Annotated in this window: 16 protein-coding genes and 1 pseudogene; 2 read left to right on the top strand and 15 right to left on the bottom strand. The window is 68.7% G+C overall.

Annotated features, from left to right (window positions below):
* Positions 1 to 14 precede the first annotated feature (14 nt).
* The 5 genes from AB0I69_RS16655 to AB0I69_RS16635 all read right to left on the bottom strand — a co-directional run bounded on the left by AB0I69_RS16655 (position 15) and on the right by AB0I69_RS16635 (position 5,346).
* Entirely contained in the window at positions 15 to 968 is a 954-nt protein-coding gene (locus tag AB0I69_RS16655) for a WYL domain-containing protein (RefSeq protein ID WP_363096363.1), read from the bottom strand.
* 132 nt (positions 969 to 1,100) lie between these two features.
* A complete protein-coding gene (locus AB0I69_RS16650; RefSeq protein ID WP_363096362.1) occupies positions 1,101 to 1,472 on the bottom strand; it encodes an FKBP-type peptidyl-prolyl cis-trans isomerase in 372 nt (123 codons plus the stop codon).
* Positions 1,473 to 1,566: 94 nt separating this feature from the next.
* A complete protein-coding gene (locus AB0I69_RS16645) occupies positions 1,567 to 2,580 on the bottom strand; it encodes an FKBP-type peptidyl-prolyl cis-trans isomerase (protein ID WP_363096361.1) in 1,014 nt (337 codons plus the stop codon).
* Between the two features lie 141 nt (positions 2,581 to 2,721).
* Complete coding sequence (gene pafA, locus AB0I69_RS16640; protein ID WP_033283736.1) at positions 2,722 to 4,083, bottom strand: Pup--protein ligase; 1,362 nt, start codon at positions 4,081 to 4,083, stop codon at positions 2,722 to 2,724.
* Positions 4,084 to 4,092: 9 nt separating this feature from the next.
* A complete protein-coding gene (locus AB0I69_RS16635; protein WP_363096360.1) occupies positions 4,093 to 5,346 on the bottom strand; it encodes an MFS transporter in 1,254 nt (417 codons plus the stop codon).
* A 105-nt stretch (positions 5,347 to 5,451) separates the two neighbouring features.
* Here AB0I69_RS16635 and AB0I69_RS16630 point away from each other — a divergent pair, with 105 nt between their 5' ends.
* The gene (locus AB0I69_RS16630) at positions 5,452 to 6,468 is read left to right on the top strand and encodes a LacI family DNA-binding transcriptional regulator (RefSeq protein WP_363096359.1); all 1,017 of its coding nucleotides are present in this window, start codon (positions 5,452 to 5,454) and stop codon (positions 6,466 to 6,468) included.
* A 71-nt stretch (positions 6,469 to 6,539) separates the two neighbouring features.
* On the opposite strand, the gene prcA is transcribed toward AB0I69_RS16630, so the two are convergent.
* The 7 genes and pseudogenes from prcA to AB0I69_RS16595 form a co-directional block, all read right to left on the bottom strand.
* Positions 6,540 to 7,298: a proteasome subunit alpha gene (gene prcA, locus AB0I69_RS16625; RefSeq protein WP_363096358.1), complete on the bottom strand. Its 759-nt coding sequence runs from the start codon at positions 7,296 to 7,298 to the stop codon at positions 6,540 to 6,542.
* A gap of 69 nt (positions 7,299 to 7,367) precedes the next feature.
* Positions 7,368 to 8,213, bottom strand: a complete 846-nt coding sequence (gene prcB, locus AB0I69_RS16620) for a proteasome subunit beta (RefSeq protein WP_363096357.1) — start codon at positions 8,211 to 8,213, stop codon at positions 7,368 to 7,370.
* Positions 8,165 to 8,350 (bottom strand): annotated as a pseudogene (locus AB0I69_RS16615) (endonuclease VII domain-containing protein); the annotation flags it as partial. The gene prcB and the pseudogene AB0I69_RS16615, both read right to left, overlap by 49 nt.
* A gap of 179 nt (positions 8,351 to 8,529) precedes the next feature.
* Positions 8,530 to 8,748: a ubiquitin-like protein Pup gene (locus AB0I69_RS16610; RefSeq protein WP_317879859.1), complete on the bottom strand. Its 219-nt coding sequence runs from the start codon at positions 8,746 to 8,748 to the stop codon at positions 8,530 to 8,532.
* A 155-nt stretch (positions 8,749 to 8,903) separates the two neighbouring features.
* On the bottom strand, positions 8,904 to 10,415 hold the full coding sequence (dop, locus tag AB0I69_RS16605) for a depupylase/deamidase Dop (RefSeq protein WP_363096356.1): 1,512 nt from the start codon (positions 10,413 to 10,415) through the stop codon (positions 8,904 to 8,906).
* Positions 10,416 to 10,649: 234 nt separating this feature from the next.
* The gene (gene arc, locus AB0I69_RS16600; RefSeq protein WP_363096355.1) at positions 10,650 to 12,416 is read right to left on the bottom strand and encodes a proteasome ATPase; all 1,767 of its coding nucleotides are present in this window, start codon (positions 12,414 to 12,416) and stop codon (positions 10,650 to 10,652) included.
* A gap of 288 nt (positions 12,417 to 12,704) precedes the next feature.
* Entirely contained in the window at positions 12,705 to 12,968 is a 264-nt protein-coding gene (locus tag AB0I69_RS16595; RefSeq protein WP_363096354.1) for a hypothetical protein, read from the bottom strand.
* A gap of 281 nt (positions 12,969 to 13,249) precedes the next feature.
* Here AB0I69_RS16595 and AB0I69_RS16590 point away from each other — a divergent pair, with 281 nt between their 5' ends.
* Positions 13,250 to 13,555 carry a ferredoxin gene (locus AB0I69_RS16590; protein ID WP_201049783.1) on the top strand — a complete coding sequence of 102 codons (306 nt, stop codon included), beginning with the start codon at positions 13,250 to 13,252 and terminating at the stop codon, positions 13,553 to 13,555.
* A gap of 22 nt (positions 13,556 to 13,577) precedes the next feature.
* Here the strand turns inward: AB0I69_RS16590 and AB0I69_RS16585 are convergent, their stop codons facing one another.
* The 3 genes from AB0I69_RS16585 to AB0I69_RS16575 all read right to left on the bottom strand — a co-directional run bounded on the left by AB0I69_RS16585 (position 13,578) and on the right by AB0I69_RS16575 (position 17,043).
* Complete coding sequence (locus AB0I69_RS16585; RefSeq protein WP_363096353.1) at positions 13,578 to 14,162, bottom strand: hypothetical protein; 585 nt, start codon at positions 14,160 to 14,162, stop codon at positions 13,578 to 13,580.
* Positions 14,163 to 14,413: 251 nt separating this feature from the next.
* Complete coding sequence (locus AB0I69_RS16580) at positions 14,414 to 15,319, bottom strand: tRNA (adenine-N1)-methyltransferase (protein WP_363096352.1); 906 nt, start codon at positions 15,317 to 15,319, stop codon at positions 14,414 to 14,416.
* Between the two features lie 50 nt (positions 15,320 to 15,369).
* Entirely contained in the window at positions 15,370 to 17,043 is a 1,674-nt protein-coding gene (locus AB0I69_RS16575; protein WP_363096351.1) for a site-2 protease family protein, read from the bottom strand.
* Positions 17,044 to 17,067: the final 24 nt, after the last annotated feature.

Below are 17,067 nucleotides of genomic sequence, written 5' to 3'. Positions count from 1 at the left end.
TCTTCCGCTCCCCCTCAGCCCTTGGCCACGGCACGCAGCCGGTCCACCACGTCGGCCCGCAGCTCGGCCGGCTCCAGGACGACCACGTCCGGGCCGAACTCCACCAGCCAGGCGTCCAGTCCGTGGCCGTACGGAATCTCCAACTCGTCCCAGCCGTCCCCGAGTTCCCGCACCGCCGAGGCTTTCGCCCGCAAGGGGTACCCGGAGCCCGTGCGGAGCCGGATCAGCGCGGAGCGGTCGGCGGTCTCCCCCGCCCAGCTCGCGACGGTCTCGCGGACCGTGACGACGTCGGGGATGTCCGCGGTGAACCGCCCGTTGCGCGAGCGCACCTTGCCGGTGATCCGGGACAGCCGGAAGACCCGCTCGGCCCCGCGGTCCCGGTCCCAGCCGGCGAGGTACCAGTGGCCGCGCCAGCACTCAAGGGCCCACGGCTCGACGCTTCGCGTCTCGGGGCGGGAGGCGGTGGCCTTGCGGTACTCGAAGACGACAGGCCGACGGTCGCGGCAGGCCAGCATCAGCGGCTCGAACGACGCCTCATGCACCGGAATACGCGGCTCCAGGGCGCCGTGCGGCTCGTACGGGTCGAGGTCCTCGGGCATCCCGGCGGCGCGCAGCTTCTGAAGCGCGCCACTGGCGGCTCCGGCGAGCCGGGCCTGCTGCCACACCTTGGCGGCGAGACCGAGCGCGGCGGCCTCCTCGGCGTCGAGGGTGATGGGCGGGAGGCGGTTGCTGTCACGGCGGGCGAGATAGCCGACCTCGCCGTCCAGGTTCTCCACCGTCTCGATGACGAGCCCGAGTTCGCGCAGATCGTCCTTGTCGCGCTCGAACATCCGGTTGAAGGAGTCGTCGCTGCCCGCTTCGAGGTAGGCCTCGATGGACTCGCGCAGCTCACGCTTGCTGAGCGGTCGCCGCGTCCCGAGCAGACACAGCGCGAGGTTCATCAGCCGCTCGGCCTTGGCAATGGCCATCGACGCCCTTCGCCTCCCTGTATGTGCTTACGAACGATGACCGTACCGCCCCGCGGAGGCCTGGCAAAAGCCGAGGGCCCATGCCCTCGCAGGCATGGGCCCCAGGTGATCGGGTCCGGTCGGAACCGGTGATCAGACGGCGACGAGGTCGACCACGAAAATCAGGGTCTCGCCCGGCTTGATCGCCGGGGTCGGGCTCTGGTTGCCGTAGGCGAGGTGCGCCGGGATGGTCAGCTGGCGACGGCCGCCGACCTTCATGCCCTGCACGCCCTTGTCCCAGCCCTTGATGACACGGCCGCCACCGAGCGGGAACTTGAACGGGGTACCGCGGTTCCAGCTGGCGTCGAACTCCTCGCCGGTGCTGAAGGCCACGCCCACGTAGTGGACGGTGACGTTCTGGCCCGCCACCGCGATCTCGCCGTCACCCTCCCAAAGATCCTTGATCTCCAGGTCGGTCGGGGCTTCGCCCTCCGGGAAGTCGATCTCGGGCTTCTCGATGCTCACGTCTCTAGCTCCTGCTTGTGTACGACAAGGCAACTCCGACAGTCTCGCATCCCGGCCGGGGTCGCGCGCCGGCCAGGTTCTTCCCCCGGAGGGGTCACATGGCCGCCAGGATGTCCACGGAGAACACCAGGGTGTCGCCCTTCTTGATGGCACCGCCGGTCGGCGGGGTGTTCCCGTAAGCCAGGTCCGCGGGCGCGACGATCATGACGCGGCTGCCGACCTTCTTGCCGGTGACGCCCTGCGCCAGCCCCTTGACGACCGACTCCATCTCCTTGACCGAGAACTGGCTCAACCGGCCCTGGGTGTACGTCGATTCGAACTCCTTGCCGGTGTTCCAGACCACGCCCTTGAACTGGCACAGGATCGACTGCGCCTCCTTGACGACGGCTCCGTCGCCCTCCAGGACGTAGTTCGACACCAGCTTCTTGGGCGGGTCCGACTTCGGGACGGTGACCGAGGGAGCCTTGCCGTCGGTGTTCGTGCCGACCTTGGGCAGCGCGGCGTCGGACTGCGCGACGGTCGTGCCCTTGGCGGAGCTCTTGGCGTTGAAGGAGTCCTGGATGTCGATCACGAAGACCAGGGTGTCGGTGCCCTTGATGCCCGCCTGGGCGTTGCCCGTCGTGCCGTATCCCCAGGTCGGCGGGATGGCCATCTCGACGCGGCTGCCGACCTTCCTGCCCGCCAGACCATAGCGCCAGCCGTCGATGATGCCGCCCTGGGCGAGCTGGATGACCAACGAGGTCTTGCGGTCATAGGAGTTGTCGAAGACCTTGGCCGTCGACCAGACCTGGCCGAGGTAGTTGACCTGGACGAAGTCGTTCTCCGCCACGGCCTTGCCGCTGCCCGCGATCACCGTCTTCACCGCGAGGTCCTTCGACGGAGTGCCGGTGCCCTTGGCGACGGTCGGCTTCTCGTCGAACTTCGTGCCCGCGGTGATCGCCGGCAGCGGCCCGTCCACGAGCTTCGGCGGCGGCACAGCCGAGGCCGAGGAGGACGGCGAGGGCGACGGCGACGCGCTGGCCTTGCTGGAGGAGGAATCGCTGTCACCACACCCCGCGAGCGTCACGAGTCCTGCGGGAACGGCGATGAGAAGGGAGCGTCGGCGCACGGTTAAGGCCTCGTATCGGTCGATCTTGTTGATGGCGTGCGCGCAACTCTACGGTGCGAGACGGGCCCCGTACGTGAAACGTACGGGGCCCGTGTGGCGTACCGAATATGTATCCGGACGTCGATATCCGGATACTTTCGCCTACATTCCGGCGATCAGTTTCTCCACCCTGTCGTCCACCGAACGGAACGGGTCCTTGCACAACACCGTGCGCTGCGCCTGGTCGTTGAGCTTGAGATGGACCCAGTCGACGGTGAAGTCCCGGCGCTGTTCCTGGGCCCTGCGGATGAAGTCGCCGCGGAGCCTGGCCCGAGTGGTCTGCGGCGGAACGGACTTGCCCTCGAAGATCTTCAAGTCGTTGCAGATCCGGGCGGCTTGGCCCTTCCTCTCCAGGAGGTAGTAGAGCCCTCGGCGACGGTGGATGTCGTGGTACGCGAGGTCGATCTGCGCCACCCGCGGATGGGACATGGTCATGTTGTGCTTCGCCCGGTACCGCTCGATGAGCTGGTACTTCATGACCCAGTCGATCTCGGTGCCGATCCGGTCGAGGTCCTCGGCCTCGATCGCGTCGAGCGTGCGGCCCCACAGTTCGAGGACCTGCTCGACGGTGCCGGTACGGATGCCGCGGCGCTCGACGAAGTCCACGGCCTTCTCGTAGTACTCGCGCTGTACCTCGATCGCGGAGGCCTCGCGCCCGCTGGCCAGGCGCACCTTGCGCCGGCCCGTGATGTCGTGGCTCACCTCGCGGATCGCCCGGATCGGGTTCTCCAGGGTCAGGTCACGCATCACCGTGCCCGCCTCGATCATGCGCAGCACCAGGTCGGTGGCGCCGACCTTGAGCAGCATGGTCGTCTCGGACATGTTCGAGTCGCCCACGATGACGTGGAGACGGCGGTAGCGCTCGGCGTCCGCGTGCGGTTCGTCCCGGGTGTTGATGATGGGCCGGGAACGCGTCGTAGCCGAGGAGACGCCCTCCCAGATGTGTTCGGCGCGCTGGCTGACGCAGTACACGGCGCCGCGCGGAGTCTGCAGAACCTTGCCCGCGCCGCACAGCAGCTGACGCGTGACCAGGAAGGGGATGAGGATGTCCGCGAGCCGGGAGAACTCGCCGTGCCGTGCCACCAGGTAGTTCTCGTGGCAGCCGTACGAGTTGCCCGCCGAGTCGGTGTTGTTCTTGAAGAGGTAGACGTCGCCCGCGATTCCCTCCTCGTGCAGGCGTCGTTCGGCGTCCACCAGGAGTCCTTCGAGAATGCGCTCGCCGGCTTTGTCGTGGGTGACCAGTTCGGTCACGTTGTCACATTCGGGGGTCGCGTATTCCGGATGTGAGCCCACGTCGAGATAGAGCCGGGCGCCGTTTCGCAGAAAGACATTGCTGCTGCGGCCCCATGACACGACACGGCGGAAGAGGTACCGAGCCACCTCGTCGGGAGACAGACGCCGCTGTCCCCTGAACGTACACGTGACGCCGTACTCGTTCTCCAGCCCGAAAATGCGGCGGTCCATGAGTGAACATTACGCCCGATCCCCTGTGCTGAAACGGGGTTCGGCAGCACGGTTTGGATCATTTTCCGATGAAGCCGCAACCACCGCGCCCCCGGCGGGAGCTGCGAGGACCCGCCCGGTGGCCATCAGGACCAGCAACGACACGGCCCCCGCGACCCCCGGCACGGCGAACCCCCACAGGGCCCCACCGGCCTGTACGACCGGGCCCGCGACGCCCGTTCCGACCGACGCCCCCACGGTGAACGTCGTCACAAGCCACGAGAAAGCCTCGGTGACCGTGCCCTTGGGCGCGTGCCGGTCGACGATGATGAAGGCGCAGGCGAGAGCGGGCGCGAGGAACACCCCGGCGAGCACGGTCAACAGCACCATGGCGACCGCACCCGGCATCAGCATCAACGGCAGGTAACACACCGCCAGCAGCCCGACCAGGACCCGCAGTCGACGCTCCGGCACCCCGCTCCACTGCCGCGCCCCGTAGACGGTCCCGCCCAGCAACGCGCCAAGACCGATCGCCGCCATCAGCCAGCCGTACACCACGTCACCGCCGTGCCCGTCCGCGTACGGCACGGACGCGACCGTGATCGACCCGAGCGCCATCCCGACGAACAGGAACGCGCCCAGCAGCGCCAGCAGCCCCGGCGAGCGCAGGGCACCCAGCCAGTGCGCCTCACGCGGAGCCGAACGCCACGCGCGCGAGGGCGGCGACACGACCACGGAGAGGGCGCCCAGCACCCCGATGACGTTCAGCACGAGCAGCGCCACCGGGGCGGACCACAGCGACACGAACACCGTCACGAGCAACGGCCCCACGGTGAACATGACTTCCTGGGCGACCGCGTCCATCGCGTACGCCGTGTGCACCTGCTCCTCGCGACGCAGTACGGCCGGCCACAGCGCCCGCAGACCGCCCTCCAGAGGCGGCGCGAAGAGTCCGGCGGCTGCCACGGCGACGTAGGCGAGAGGCAGCGGATCCGTGCCGTAGAAGGCGAAGACGGCCATCGAGAGCGCCGACAGGACGGCCGCGGGCAGCTGCACACGTGGCTGTCCGTGGACGTCCACCAGGCGCCCCAGGAGGGGCTGTCCGACCGCGTTGGCGATGCCGTACACGGCCGCCAGCGCCCCCGCGAGGCTGTAGGTGCCGCCCTCCGCGCGGATGAACAGCACGATCGCGATCGCGGCGGTGGCGTTCGGCAACCGGCCCACCAGCGTGCCCACCAGCAGGCGGGTGGCGTGCCTCGCCCTGAGGATCTCCAGATATCCCACGGCCGTACCCCACCCTCAAGTTTTACGTATAACTTCCACTGTCATACGTACCATGTGCCCTGTTCACGAGTCCAGACGGAGCACAGCCGAAGGAGCAGGCCCACGGTGGCACGAGGCAGCACCCGCCCCACGAGCCGCGACGTCGCGCAGGCCGCCGGCGTCTCCCAGGCCGCGGTCTCCCTGGTGCTCGGCGACAAGTGGCGCGGCCGGGTCTCGGCCACGACCGCCGAACGCGTCCGCGAGGCCGCACGCGACCTGGGCTACCGCCCCAACCTCGCCGCCCGCAACCTCCGCCTCGGCCGCACCCGCACCGTCCTGCTCGTGGTCCCGGTCCTGACGACGGAGTTCTTCGCCGGCGTCTACACCGGCGCCGCCCGCGTCGCCGCCGAACACGGCTTCGGCGTCGTCCTCTACCCCTCCCCCGAGGGCATCGGCCCCGCCCGCGACCCCTTCGCCTCCGCCCAGGCCGCCCTGGACGGCGTGATCGCCTCCTCCATGGCCGCCGACGCCCTCACCGCGATCCGCGGCGACCAGTTGCCCCTGGTGATGCTCGACAGCGACCCGGAGGGCAGCCTCGGCGCGGCCACCGTCAACCTCGACATCGCCGACGGCGTCCGCCAGGTCGCCGACCACCTGCTGGCCCTCGGCCACCGCCGCTTCCTGCACCTCGCCGCCGACGTACCGTCCTGGACCTTCGAGGTACGCGCGCGTGAACTGGCCGCACGAGTGGGCGAGATCGAGGGCACCACGATCCGTACGACCCGCGCCCCGATCTCCATCGACGGCGCCCTGGCCGCCGCCGAAGCCGCCCTCTCAGCACCGGGACCCCGCCCGACCGCCCTGGTCTGCGACGACGACAAACTCGCCGCCGGCGCCTACAAGGCCGCCCGCCGCCTGGGCCTGCGCATCCCCGACGACCTCTCGGTCACCGGCCTCGACGACCTCGCCCTCGCCACCGCCATCGACCCCGAACTGACCACCGTCCGCCTCGACGCCGAACTCTTCGGAGAACACGGCATGCGAGCCCTCCTGGCCGTCCTGGACGGCCGCGTACCGGAAGAGGGGGACATCCCGGTGGAACTGGTCGTACGGGGTTCTACGGCCCCACCTGGCGACGCCTGACGCCCCTGCCACGCCGTGTGCCCTGGCCGGTATTCGGCCAGGGCACACGAGAGGCTGGGATGGACGCCGCCTTACTTCCCGTCGTCGCTCTCGCCTTCGTCCTCGTCGGACTCCGCCGAAGCGCCGGCGTTCCCACTTTCGAGCAGGCGGGACAGCTCGCCACCGACGATCCGCTTGAACTTACGGGCCTGCGGGCGGGTGCGGTCCAGAACCGCGACCTCCAGCCGCTCCGCGGGAATCTCCCGCTCGCTGCCGTTCGTGTCACGGGACAGGGACTGCACGGCCAGCTTGAGCGCCTCCGCAAGGGTCATGCCGTCACGGTGGCGCTGGTCCAGATACGTGCTGATCGTCTCGGCATTGCCACCGACCGCGACCGAGCCGTGCTCGTCCACGATCGAACCGTCGTGCGGCAGCCGGTAGATCTGGTCACCGTCGGGCGTGTCACCGACCTCCGCGACGACCAACTCCACCTCGTACGGCTTCTCGGCCGCACTGGAGAAGATCGTGCCGAGCGTCTGGGCATAGACGTTGGCGAGACCACGGGCGGTCACATCCGCGCGGTCGTACGTGTAACCGCGCATGTCGGCGTAACGCACGCCACCGATCCGCAGGTTCTCGTACTCGTTGTACTTTCCGGCAGCCGCGAACCCGATCCGGTCATAGATCTCGCTGAACTTGTGCAGCGCACGGGACGGGTTCTCGCCGACGAAGACAATGCCGTCGGCGAACTGCAGCACGACTAGGCTGCGGCCACGGGCGATGCCCTTGCGGGCGTACTCCGCCCGGTCGGCCATGGCCTGCTGGGGTGAGACATAGAACGGCGTCGACACCGGTATCCGTCCCTCTCTTTAAAGTTCCGTCGAAGTCAGTGGATCACCTTGATAAGAACGGGCCCTCGGTCAGAGCAGCGCGGCGCGCGGGCCGTCGGGCTGCTGCAGTCGCCGCTCCAGGATCGAGCGGGCGATCTCGGAGGACTCGTCATCGGTGAGCCGACGGAAGCCGTCCTCGGTGATCACGGTGACGATCGGGTAGATCCGGCGGGCGACATCGGGACCACCGGTTGCCGAGTCGTCGTCGGCCGCGTCGTAGAGAGCCTGGACCACGAGAGTCGTGGCCTCGCTCTCGGTCAGTTGGTCGTGGAAGAGCTTCTTCATGGCGCCGCGGGCGAAGACCGAGCCGGAGCCGGTCGCCGCGTAGCCGAGCTCCTGGGAACGGCCGCCCGTCACGTCGTAGGAGAAGATGCGGCCGATGCCGCGGTCCACGTCGAACCCGGCGAAGAGCGGGACCACGGCCAGGCCCTGCATGGCCATGCCGAGGTTGGAACGGATCATGGTGGACAGTCGGTTCGCCTTGCCCTCCAGGGAGAGTTGGGCGCCTTCGACCTTCTCGAAGTGCTCCAGCTCCAACTGGAAGAGCTTGACCATCTCGACGGCGAGTCCGGCGGTGCCGGCGATACCGACGGCCGAGTACTCGTCCGCGGGGAACACCTTCTCGATGTCCCGCTGCGCGATGACATTGCCCATGGTCGCCCGCCGGTCACCGGCGAGCACCACGCCGCCGGGGAACGTGACGGCGACGATCGTCGTGCCGTGGGGTGCCTCGATGACGCCCTGCATGGGCGGCAGTTGCCGGTTGCCCGGCAGCATCTCCGGCTGGTGGTCGGAGAGGAAGTCCATGAAGGACGACGACCCAGGCGTCAGGAAGGCAGCTGGTAGACGCCCGGGGCTACGAGTGTTGGCTTCCACGAGGATCCTTCCAAGTAGGCGGCAGCCCGACGAACAGCGTCGGGATCATCTCCCAACTTGCCGATGGCCGAATTGCAGTTGAAGCACAGTACGCCACGGACCCTACCCGTCTCGTGGCAGTGATCCACATGAACGGCGAAGGCATTCCCATGCCGCTCAGAACGCGGCCGACTCGCCCCGAATCGCACGTGATTCGTACGCTCGGATGCAAAGACTGCGTGCGGCTTGGTCCCACCGCACCGCACGCAGCACTTCATCTTCGACTCGCCAGCCACCACGCCACCCCGTTCACCTTCGGATCGAAGGACAGAGCGACCTACTGGCCGCCCTTCTGAACGAAGGACCGCACGAAGTCCTCGGCATTCTCTTCGAGTACGTCGTCGATCTCGTCCAGAACCGAGTCGACATCGTCGCTCAGCTTCTCGTGGCGCTCCTTGAGGTCGTCCGTGGCCTCCGTCTCAACGGCCTGCTCCTCGACCTCCTCCGTAGAGCGCGTCGCCTTCTGCTGTCCGCCGCCGGTGTCCTTGGTCGCCATAACCCTCACCCCGCTCGGTTCGACGTTCTTGATCAGACCCTACTTGCAGGGACTGACATCGGCCCCGCAGTTCCTACAACGTACGGCGGCCACCTCGATGATTCCCGGCCACCGGACATTCCACCCTGTCCGGCGCCCCGGATCCGAGGGTCCTGTCAGCCGCCCGACAGGACCCTGACCAGGTCTTCCGCCGTACGGCAGCGGTCCAGGAGCTCCTTGACGTGATTACGCGTTCCGCGAAGCGGTTCCAGGGTTGGGACACGCTGGAGCGAGTCCCGGCCCGGGAGGTCGAAGATCACGGAGTCCCAGGAGGCCGCCGCGACGTCGTCGGCGTACTGCTCCAGGCAGCGTCCGCGGAAGTACGCGCGGGTGTCCTCCGGGGGCTGTGTGCGGGCCTTCTCGACCGTGTCCTCGTCCAGCAGGCGCTTGATCCGGCCGCGGGCCACGAGGCGGTTGTAGAGGCCCTTCTCGGCCCGTACGTCCGCGTACTGGAGGTCGACCAGCTGCAGCCGGGCCGCGTCCCAGTCGAGGTCGTCCCGGCGCCGGTAGCCCTCCATGAGCTCCCGCTTGGCGACCCAGTCCAGCTCGCCGGCCAGGCTCATCGGGTCGTTCTCCAGGCGGTTGAGCGTGTCCTCCCAGCGGGCGAGGACGTCCTTGGTCTGGTCGTCCGCGTCGGAGCCGTAGCGCTCCTCGACGTACTTGCGGGACAGCTCGAAGTACTCCATCTGCAGCTGGACCGCGGTGAGTGTCCGGCCGCTGCGGAGGGTGACCAGGCGCTTGAGGGTCGGGTCGTGGGAGACCTGGTGGAGCGTGCGGACCGGTTGGTCCACTGCCAGGTCGACCGCGATGAAGCCGTCCTCGATCATGGAGAGGACCAGGGCCGTCGTGCCCAGCTTGAGATAGGTCGAGATCTCGGAGAGGTTCGCGTCGCCGATGATCACGTGCAGGCGGCGGTACTTCTCGGCGTCCGCGTGCGGTTCGTCGCGGGTGTTGATGATGGGGCGCTTGAGGGTGGTCTCCAGGCCGACCTCGACCTCGAAGTAGTCGGCGCGCTGGCTGAGCTGGAAGCCGTGCTCGTGCCCGTCCTGGCCGATGCCGACGCGGCCCGCTCCGGTGACGACCTGGCGGGAGACGAAGAACGGCGTCAGGTGGCGCACGATGTCCGAGAAGGGGGTCTCCCGCTTCATCAGGTAGTTCTCGTGCGTGCCGTACGAGGCGCCCTTGTTGTCGGTGTTGTTCTTGTAGAGGTGGATCGGCTGGGCGCCGGGGAGTTGGGCGGCCCGTTCCGCCGCCTCCGCCATGATGCGCTCGCCGGCCTTGTCCCACAGGACGGCGTCCATGGGGTTGGTGACTTCGGGGGAGCTGTACTCGGGGTGTGCGTGGTCGACGTAGAGGCGTGCGCCGTTGGTGAGGATGACATTGGCGAGGCCGATGTCCTCGTCGGTGAGCTGGGTGGAGTCGGCGGCCTCCCGGGCGAGGTCGAAGCCTCGCGCGTCCCGCAGCGGATTCTCCTCCTCGAAGTCCCAGCGGGCCCGCCGGGCCCGGTGCATCGCCGCCGCGTAGGCGTTGACGATCTGGGATGAGGTGAGCATGGCATTGGCGTTGGGGTGGCCGGGGACGGAGATCCCGTACTCCGTCTCGATGCCCATTACTCGCCGTACGGTCATGCGGCCCTCCTTGCCCGGCGGCGCCCTCGGTCGGGGACGCTGCTCAAGTACCGCTGGCGCTCCGGTGCGTGTGCGGTGCCCGTCCCCGCACTGCGCGACTCGGCGGTACCGAAGAGCCTAGAACGGCTTTGCGCTGGTGGGGAGATCATTTGCGTCATTGCCTTGCTCCAGCCGTGGCCTGAAAAACAGTCGGCTGCGGGTACCCGCCTAGGGCACCCGCAGCCACCCTGCTTTTTACAGGTACTGACCGGTGTTCGCCACCGTGTCGATGGAGCGTCCGGTGTCTGCGCCCTGCTTTCCGGTGATGAGCGTACGGATGTAGACGATCCGTTCGCCCTTCTTTCCGGAGATCCGGGCCCAGTCGTCGGGGTTGGTGGTGTTGGGCAGGTCCTCGTTCTCCTTGAACTCGTCCACGCACGCCTGGAGGAGGTGCGAGACGCGGATGCCCTTCTGCTTGTGGTCGAGGAAGTCCTTGATGGCCATCTTCTTGGCCCGGCCCACGATGTTCTCGATCATGGCGCCGGAGTTGAAGTCCTTGAAGTAGAGGACTTCCTTGTCACCGTTGGCGTAGGTGACCTCCAGGAAGCGGTTCTCCTCGGATTCCGTGTACATGTGTTCCACGGCCGTCTGGATCATGCTCTGGACGGTGGTGGTCTTGTCGCCGCTGTGCTCGCCGACGTCGTCGGGGTGGAGCGGGAGGCGCTCGGTGAGGTACTTGCCGAAGATGTCCTTGGCGGCCTCGGCGTCGGGACGCTCGATCTTGATCTTCACGTCCAGGCGGCCGGGGCGCAGGATGGCGGGGTCGATCATGTCCTCGCGGTTCGAGGCGCCGATGACGACCACGTTCTGCAGGCCTTCCACGCCGTCGATCTCGGCGAGCAGCTGCGGGACGATGGTGTTCTCCACGTCCGAGCTGACACCGGAGCCGCGGGTGCGGAAGAGGGATTCCATCTCGTCGAAGAAGACGATGACGGGGGTGCCCTCGCTGGCCTTCTCACGAGCACGCTGGAAGACGAGGCGGATCTGCCGCTCGGTCTCGCCGACGTACTTGTTGAGGAGCTCGGGGCCCTTGATGTTGAGGAAGAAGCTCTTGCCGGTGGCCTGGCCGGTCACCTCGGCGACCTTCTTGGCCAGCGAGTTGGCGACGGCCTTGGCGATGAGCGTCTTGCCGCATCCGGGGGGCCCGTACAGCAGGACGCCCTTGGGCGGCCGCAGTTCGTGCTCCTTGAAGAGGTCGGGGTAGAGGTACGGCAGTTCGACCGCGTCGCGGATCATCTCGATCTGGCCGCCCAGACCGCCGATCTGCTCGTAGCCGATGTCGGGGACCTCTTCGAGGACGAGTTCCTCGACCTCGCTCTTCGGTACGACCTCGTAGACATAGCCGGAACGAGGTTCCAGCAGAAGGGCGTCGCCGGGGCGGATGACGACGTCCAGGAGCGGCTCGGCGAGCCGTACCACCCGTTCCTCGTCGGTGTGCCCCTGCACGAGGGCGCGTTCGCCGTCCTCGAGGATCTCCTTGAGGGTGACGATGTCGCCGACGCTCTCGTACTCCATGGCCTCGACCACGTTGAGCGCTTCGTTGAGCATTACTTCCTGGCCGCGGCGGAGCTCTTCGAGCTCCACGCTTGGGCTGACGTTCACCCGGAGTTTGCGACCGCCGGTGAAGATGTCCGCTGTGCCGTCCTCGTTGGCCACGAGGAAGACACCGAAGCCGGCCGGCGGCTGTGCGAGCCGGTCGACTTCCTCCTTGAGGGCCACGATCTGGTCGCGGGCCTCACGGAGCGTGTTGGCGAGTCGCTCGTTCTGGGCGGACACCCCGGCCAGATTGGTCTGCAGCTCGACGATCCGCTCTTCGAGAATCCTCGTGTGTCGCGGAGAGTCGGCGAGCTTACGTCGCAGGACGGCGATCTCCTGCTCAAGGTAGGCAATCTGCCCGGACGGGTCGTCGGACCCTCGTCCCGGGCGGATGCCGCGGTTCATGTCGTCGTCGTGGGCTGCCACGGTCCTCACCTCCTCCAAGGGGAGCTGGACGCTTCCAGACCCTACCTGGGTGGGTGTCGATTGAAACCCCTAGATCACAAAGACTGTCAAGGTGTGTCGTCGGTCACCCTGCGCTCTCCCTCACGCCGTGTGGATACCCACTCAACGTGATTCAGAAGCCGACTGTTCCTGGGCCGAGTTGGACGAAACCCGTCGCAGTCGGCGCGCGTTGCCCGAGCGGGCGGCCCCGGGCGCTGCGGATGACTGCCGCGGGGCCCTGACTCAGAGTGGCCCAAAAGGACAAGTGCATCACCTTCGGTGCGGCTCGTCCGTGGGTTCTTCGGCGCCCTCGACGTGCTCGGCGGAGCTTCGGGGTCGGCGGTCCCGGGCTGCCCCGCCCTGCCTGACTGCCAGCGACAGGGCACCGGATGCGGCGAGCGCGAAGCTGCCCTGGTCTGTCGAGAGGACGCCTGCGGCCACCAGGCCCGTCGGGGCGGCTACCGACGCGATCAGCCAGGCGGCCAGCAGTTTCGGGCGGAGTCGCTTGGTCCATTTTGCGATGGGTATGCTCACGGTGGGTGTACCTCCACAGGGTCGCCTTGCGAGGTCCGGCCGTCGCCCGCCAAAGCAGTCGGCCGGGCCTCAGTTATGTCCGCTCCACTCCGGGGGAGCTGGACGCTTCGGAGGCTACCTGGGCTGGTTTCGATTGAAACCTGTCGATCACAAAGACTGTCCCGGTGTGTCCGATCTTCATCCTGCGCGCTCCCTCACGCCGTGTGAATACCCGTCGAACGTAATCGGAAAGCGGGCGGAGGTAGGGTCGAAGTGTTCAACACCCGGCGGAAGCAGGAGACATCACCGTGCAGGACGAGGCCGCGGCCGACGGCGAGGCGTTGGAGGTCTGGATCGACCAGGACCTCTGTACCGGCGACGGCATCTGCGCCCAGTACGCCCCTGAGGTCTTCGAGCTGGACATCGACGGTCTGGCCTATGTGAAGAGCCCGGACGACGAGCTGTTGCAGGACAAGGGCGCCACGACGCCCGTACCGCTGACGCTGCTGGTCGACGTGGTGGACTCCGCCAAGGAGTGCCCCGGCGACTGCATTCATGTGCGGCGGGTCGCGGACCGGGTCGAGGTGTACGGGCCCGACGCGGCCTGAGGGGCGGCGGACCGGCGGGTGGTCAGACGTTCTGCGCGTTGCCCGGTGTGGAGCGGATGAACGTGCCGTTCTGCCACTGCCACTTCGCGCTTTCCTTCACGTCGGGGCAGCAACTGGGCACGTCTTCGGTCGAGTAGCCGAGCAGGGTCGCGCGTATCGCGCCGTCGCGTACGGCGAAGTCGGTGACGGTCTCGCGGGATTTCGGGGCGACCAGGGTGGCGACGACGCGCGGCTTTGCGGCGCCCGCTCCCTGGGTCAGGACGTAGACGCCGTCGGGCGGGGTGCCCATGCCGGCGTCGCAGTGGACCACGGCGACCGTCTCCGGCCTGCCGTCGCCGTCCAGGTCGCCGGAGGCCTTCTTCTGGACGATGGCCTTCAGCGGGCCGCATTGGATGGGGAAGTCGACCCCGGTGGTCGCGGGGGCCGAGGCGGTGGCGGGCGCGGACTTCGTCCGCGGGCCGGAGGCCTGGGCGGCGCGCGCCGAGCCGGGTTGCAGGACCGAGGAGAGGGCCACAACGCCGGCGAGAGCCGTGGCGGTGGCGACCCAGTGGATGGGCCGGGTGTTCGTGTGTGCCAGTTCCAGTTCCGGGACGGCGGAGTGCTGCACTAGGAGTGTCTCCTGTGAGGGCTGTGCCGGTGGGGGTGGCCTGCATGGTGCCACACGTCACAGTGCGGGGGAACGGCGGGGTCGACTGTTCGTTCGCACGGTCGGACGGGACGGGCCGTTGGTGGCGGTATGCGGTATGGCAGTACGTCAGAGCAAAGACGCCGTGGCCGAGTTCCGGAGGACTTCCGGGAACTCGGCCACGGCGTTCGTGCGTTGAGTGCGGCACAGGGCCGCTGTCGAGGGGAGTCGGCTCAGCGGCCGGCGGCGCCGCCTTCGGCGTTCGGGCCGGTGTAGTCGTCGCCGTAGGCGCCCTTGGCGGGGCGGCGGCGGCGCATGGGGGGCTCGACGCCGTCCGCGAGGCGGCGGGCGGTGAGGAGGAAGCCGGTGTGGCCGATCATCCGGTGGTCGGGGCGGACGGCCAGGCCCTCGACGTGCCAGTTGCGGAGCATCGTCTCCCAGGCGGTCGGCTCGTTGAAGCAGCCGATCTCGCGGATGGACTCGACGGTCCGCGCGAGCTGGGTGGTGGTGGCGACGTAGCAGCAGAGGATGCCGCCGGGCACGAGCGCCTTGGAGACGGCCTCCAGGCACTCCCAGGGGGCGAGCATGTCGAGGATGACGCGGTCGACGTCGGTGTCGCTGAGGTTGTCCTGGAGGTCGCCCACGGTGAGCTGCCAGGCGGGGTGCGGGCCGCCGAAGTAGCGCTCCACGTTCTGCTGGGCGATCTCGGCGAAGTCCTCGCGGCGCTCGTAGGAGTGCAGCATGCCCTGGTCGCCGATGGCGCGCAGCAGGAAGCTGCTGAGCGAGCCGGAGCCCACGCCCGCTTCCACGACGCGGGCGCCGGGGAAGATGTCGGCGAAGGACAGGATCTGCCCCGCGTCCTTGGGGTAGACCACGGCGGCGCCGCGGGGCATGGACAGGACGTAGTCGGGGAGCAGGGGGCGCAGCGCGAGGTAGGCGACGTTTCCGGTGGTGCGGACAACGCTGCCCTCGGGTGCGCCGATCAGCTCGTCGTGCGGGAAGGAACCCTTGTGGGTGTGGAAGTTCTTCCCCGCTTCGAGCGTGAACGTGTAGTGGCGGCCCTTGGGGTCGGTCAGCTGAACCTGGTCCCCGACCTTGAAGGGCCCGCGCCTGCGGGCGGCACCGGTCGGTTCGGACATGTGACCAGCCTACCGGCGTTTGCGGGGGCCGCCGACCACGCGTGCGTGCCTCAACTGGGCCGGGCCATGGCCTTCACGAAGGCGCGCTCCACGTCGGCCGCCGACAGGACGCCGTAGATCTCGCCGGTCTCCTCGACGACGAGGTATTCCGTGGCGGGGGTCTCGCGCAGGGCGTCGAGGAGGTCCTCGCCCGCGAGTTCCGCCGAGACGCGCATGCCGTCGGTGAGGTCCTGTGCGAGGCCGCTGACGACGACCCACGGGCGGCGGTGTTCGGGTACGCCGACGATGGCGGCCTCGCGGACGAGGGAGAGGGGCTGGCCGTCGGCGTCGACGACGACCAGGGCGCGGGCGCCGGCGGCGTTGGCGCGGCGCAGGGCCTCGGAGAGCGGGGTGTTGGTCTCGACGGGGACCGCGCGGCGGGTGAGGTTGCGGGCGCGGAGTTCCGGGAGGTGTTCGCGCAGGCGGGCCATGCGCAGGCTGTTGCCGGCGCCGGTCCAGATGATCGCGGCGAGGATCGCGGCCAGGAGGGCGTCCGTGACGGTGTCCATGCCGCTGATGTCCTCGGTGTTGGTGCCGAGGGCGCCGGTCTGGGTGAGCAGCGGGAGGCCGATGAGGACGGAGACGGCGAGGGCGCGGCCGACCCAGGCGGCGGCGATGGTGCCGCTCATGGGCCTGCCGGTGATCTTCCAGACGACGGCGCGGAGCATGCGGCCGCCGTCGAGGGGCAGGCCGGGCAGGAGGTTGAAGGCGGCCACGATGAGGTTGGAGACCATCAGGCCGGCCAGCAGGACGCCGGGGACGGTGCCGGGTTCGGTGGGCAGCATGGCCAGGTAGAAGATGCCCGAGAGGATCAGCGAGAGCAGTGGGCCGACGAAGGCCAGCACGAACTCCCTGCCGGGGGTCTCGGCCTCCTTCTCGATCTCGGAGACGCCGCCGAAGAACTGCAACTGGATGCGGCGGACCGGGAGTTTGAAGCGGAGGGCGGCGACGGTGTGGGCGAGTTCGTGGACCAGCACGGAGGCGTAGAAGGCGACCGCGAAGAAGAGGGACACGAGGTAGCGGGCGGCGCCGAGTTCGGGCAGGACACGGTCGAGCTGGCCGCCGAACACCCAGGTGATGAGCGCGGCGACGAGGAACCAGCTGGGCGCCACGTAGACGGGCACCCCGAAGGGCCGCCCCATCAGCAGCCCGCCTCCGGGCTCCTTGGGGCGCTGCGGGGGGCGTCCCTTGGCGATACCGGTGTCGGCGGTGTGGGCGTGGGGGTCCGTGTGGGCGTGGGTGCGGTCGGGTGCCCGGTCGTGGTCGCTCGTGTGGTCGCCGACGTGCTCACCGGCCGCGGGTTCGTCGCCGGGTTTCGGTTCACCGTTGAGGCGGGGGTGCGACGGGTCGGCGGGGGCCGGGGCCGCAGGAGTCACATCGTGCGCGGGGGTGGTGTCGGGCGCGGTGTCGTGGGACGCGGTGCCGGTGTCCGTGCGGTCGTCAGCGGCCGGTCCCGACGGCAGACCTGCCTCCGTACGATCCCCTGCGGCGGACTCGGACAACGTGACCGTGTCCTCGTGCTCCTGGTCCTGGTCCTGGTCCTGAGTGAGCTCCTCGGCCCCACTGTGGTCGGAATCGTCGTGTTTCGGCTCGGGAGTGCCGGGTTCGGCGGCCGGGGTCGTGGCACCCGTGGCGTGTTCGGTCGGCTCGTCGTTGCCGGACCGCGGCTGCCCGCTCTCGTCCACGGTGTCCCCTCGTTCGAAGCGTCC

Source organism: Streptomyces sp. NPDC050508, from assembly GCF_040655155.1.
In the GTDB taxonomy this organism is placed as follows: Bacteria; Actinomycetota; Actinomycetes; order Streptomycetales; family Streptomycetaceae; genus Streptomyces.
The sequence above is the reverse complement of the archived record's forward strand: the minus strand, read 5'-3'. Positions and strand labels throughout refer to the sequence as shown.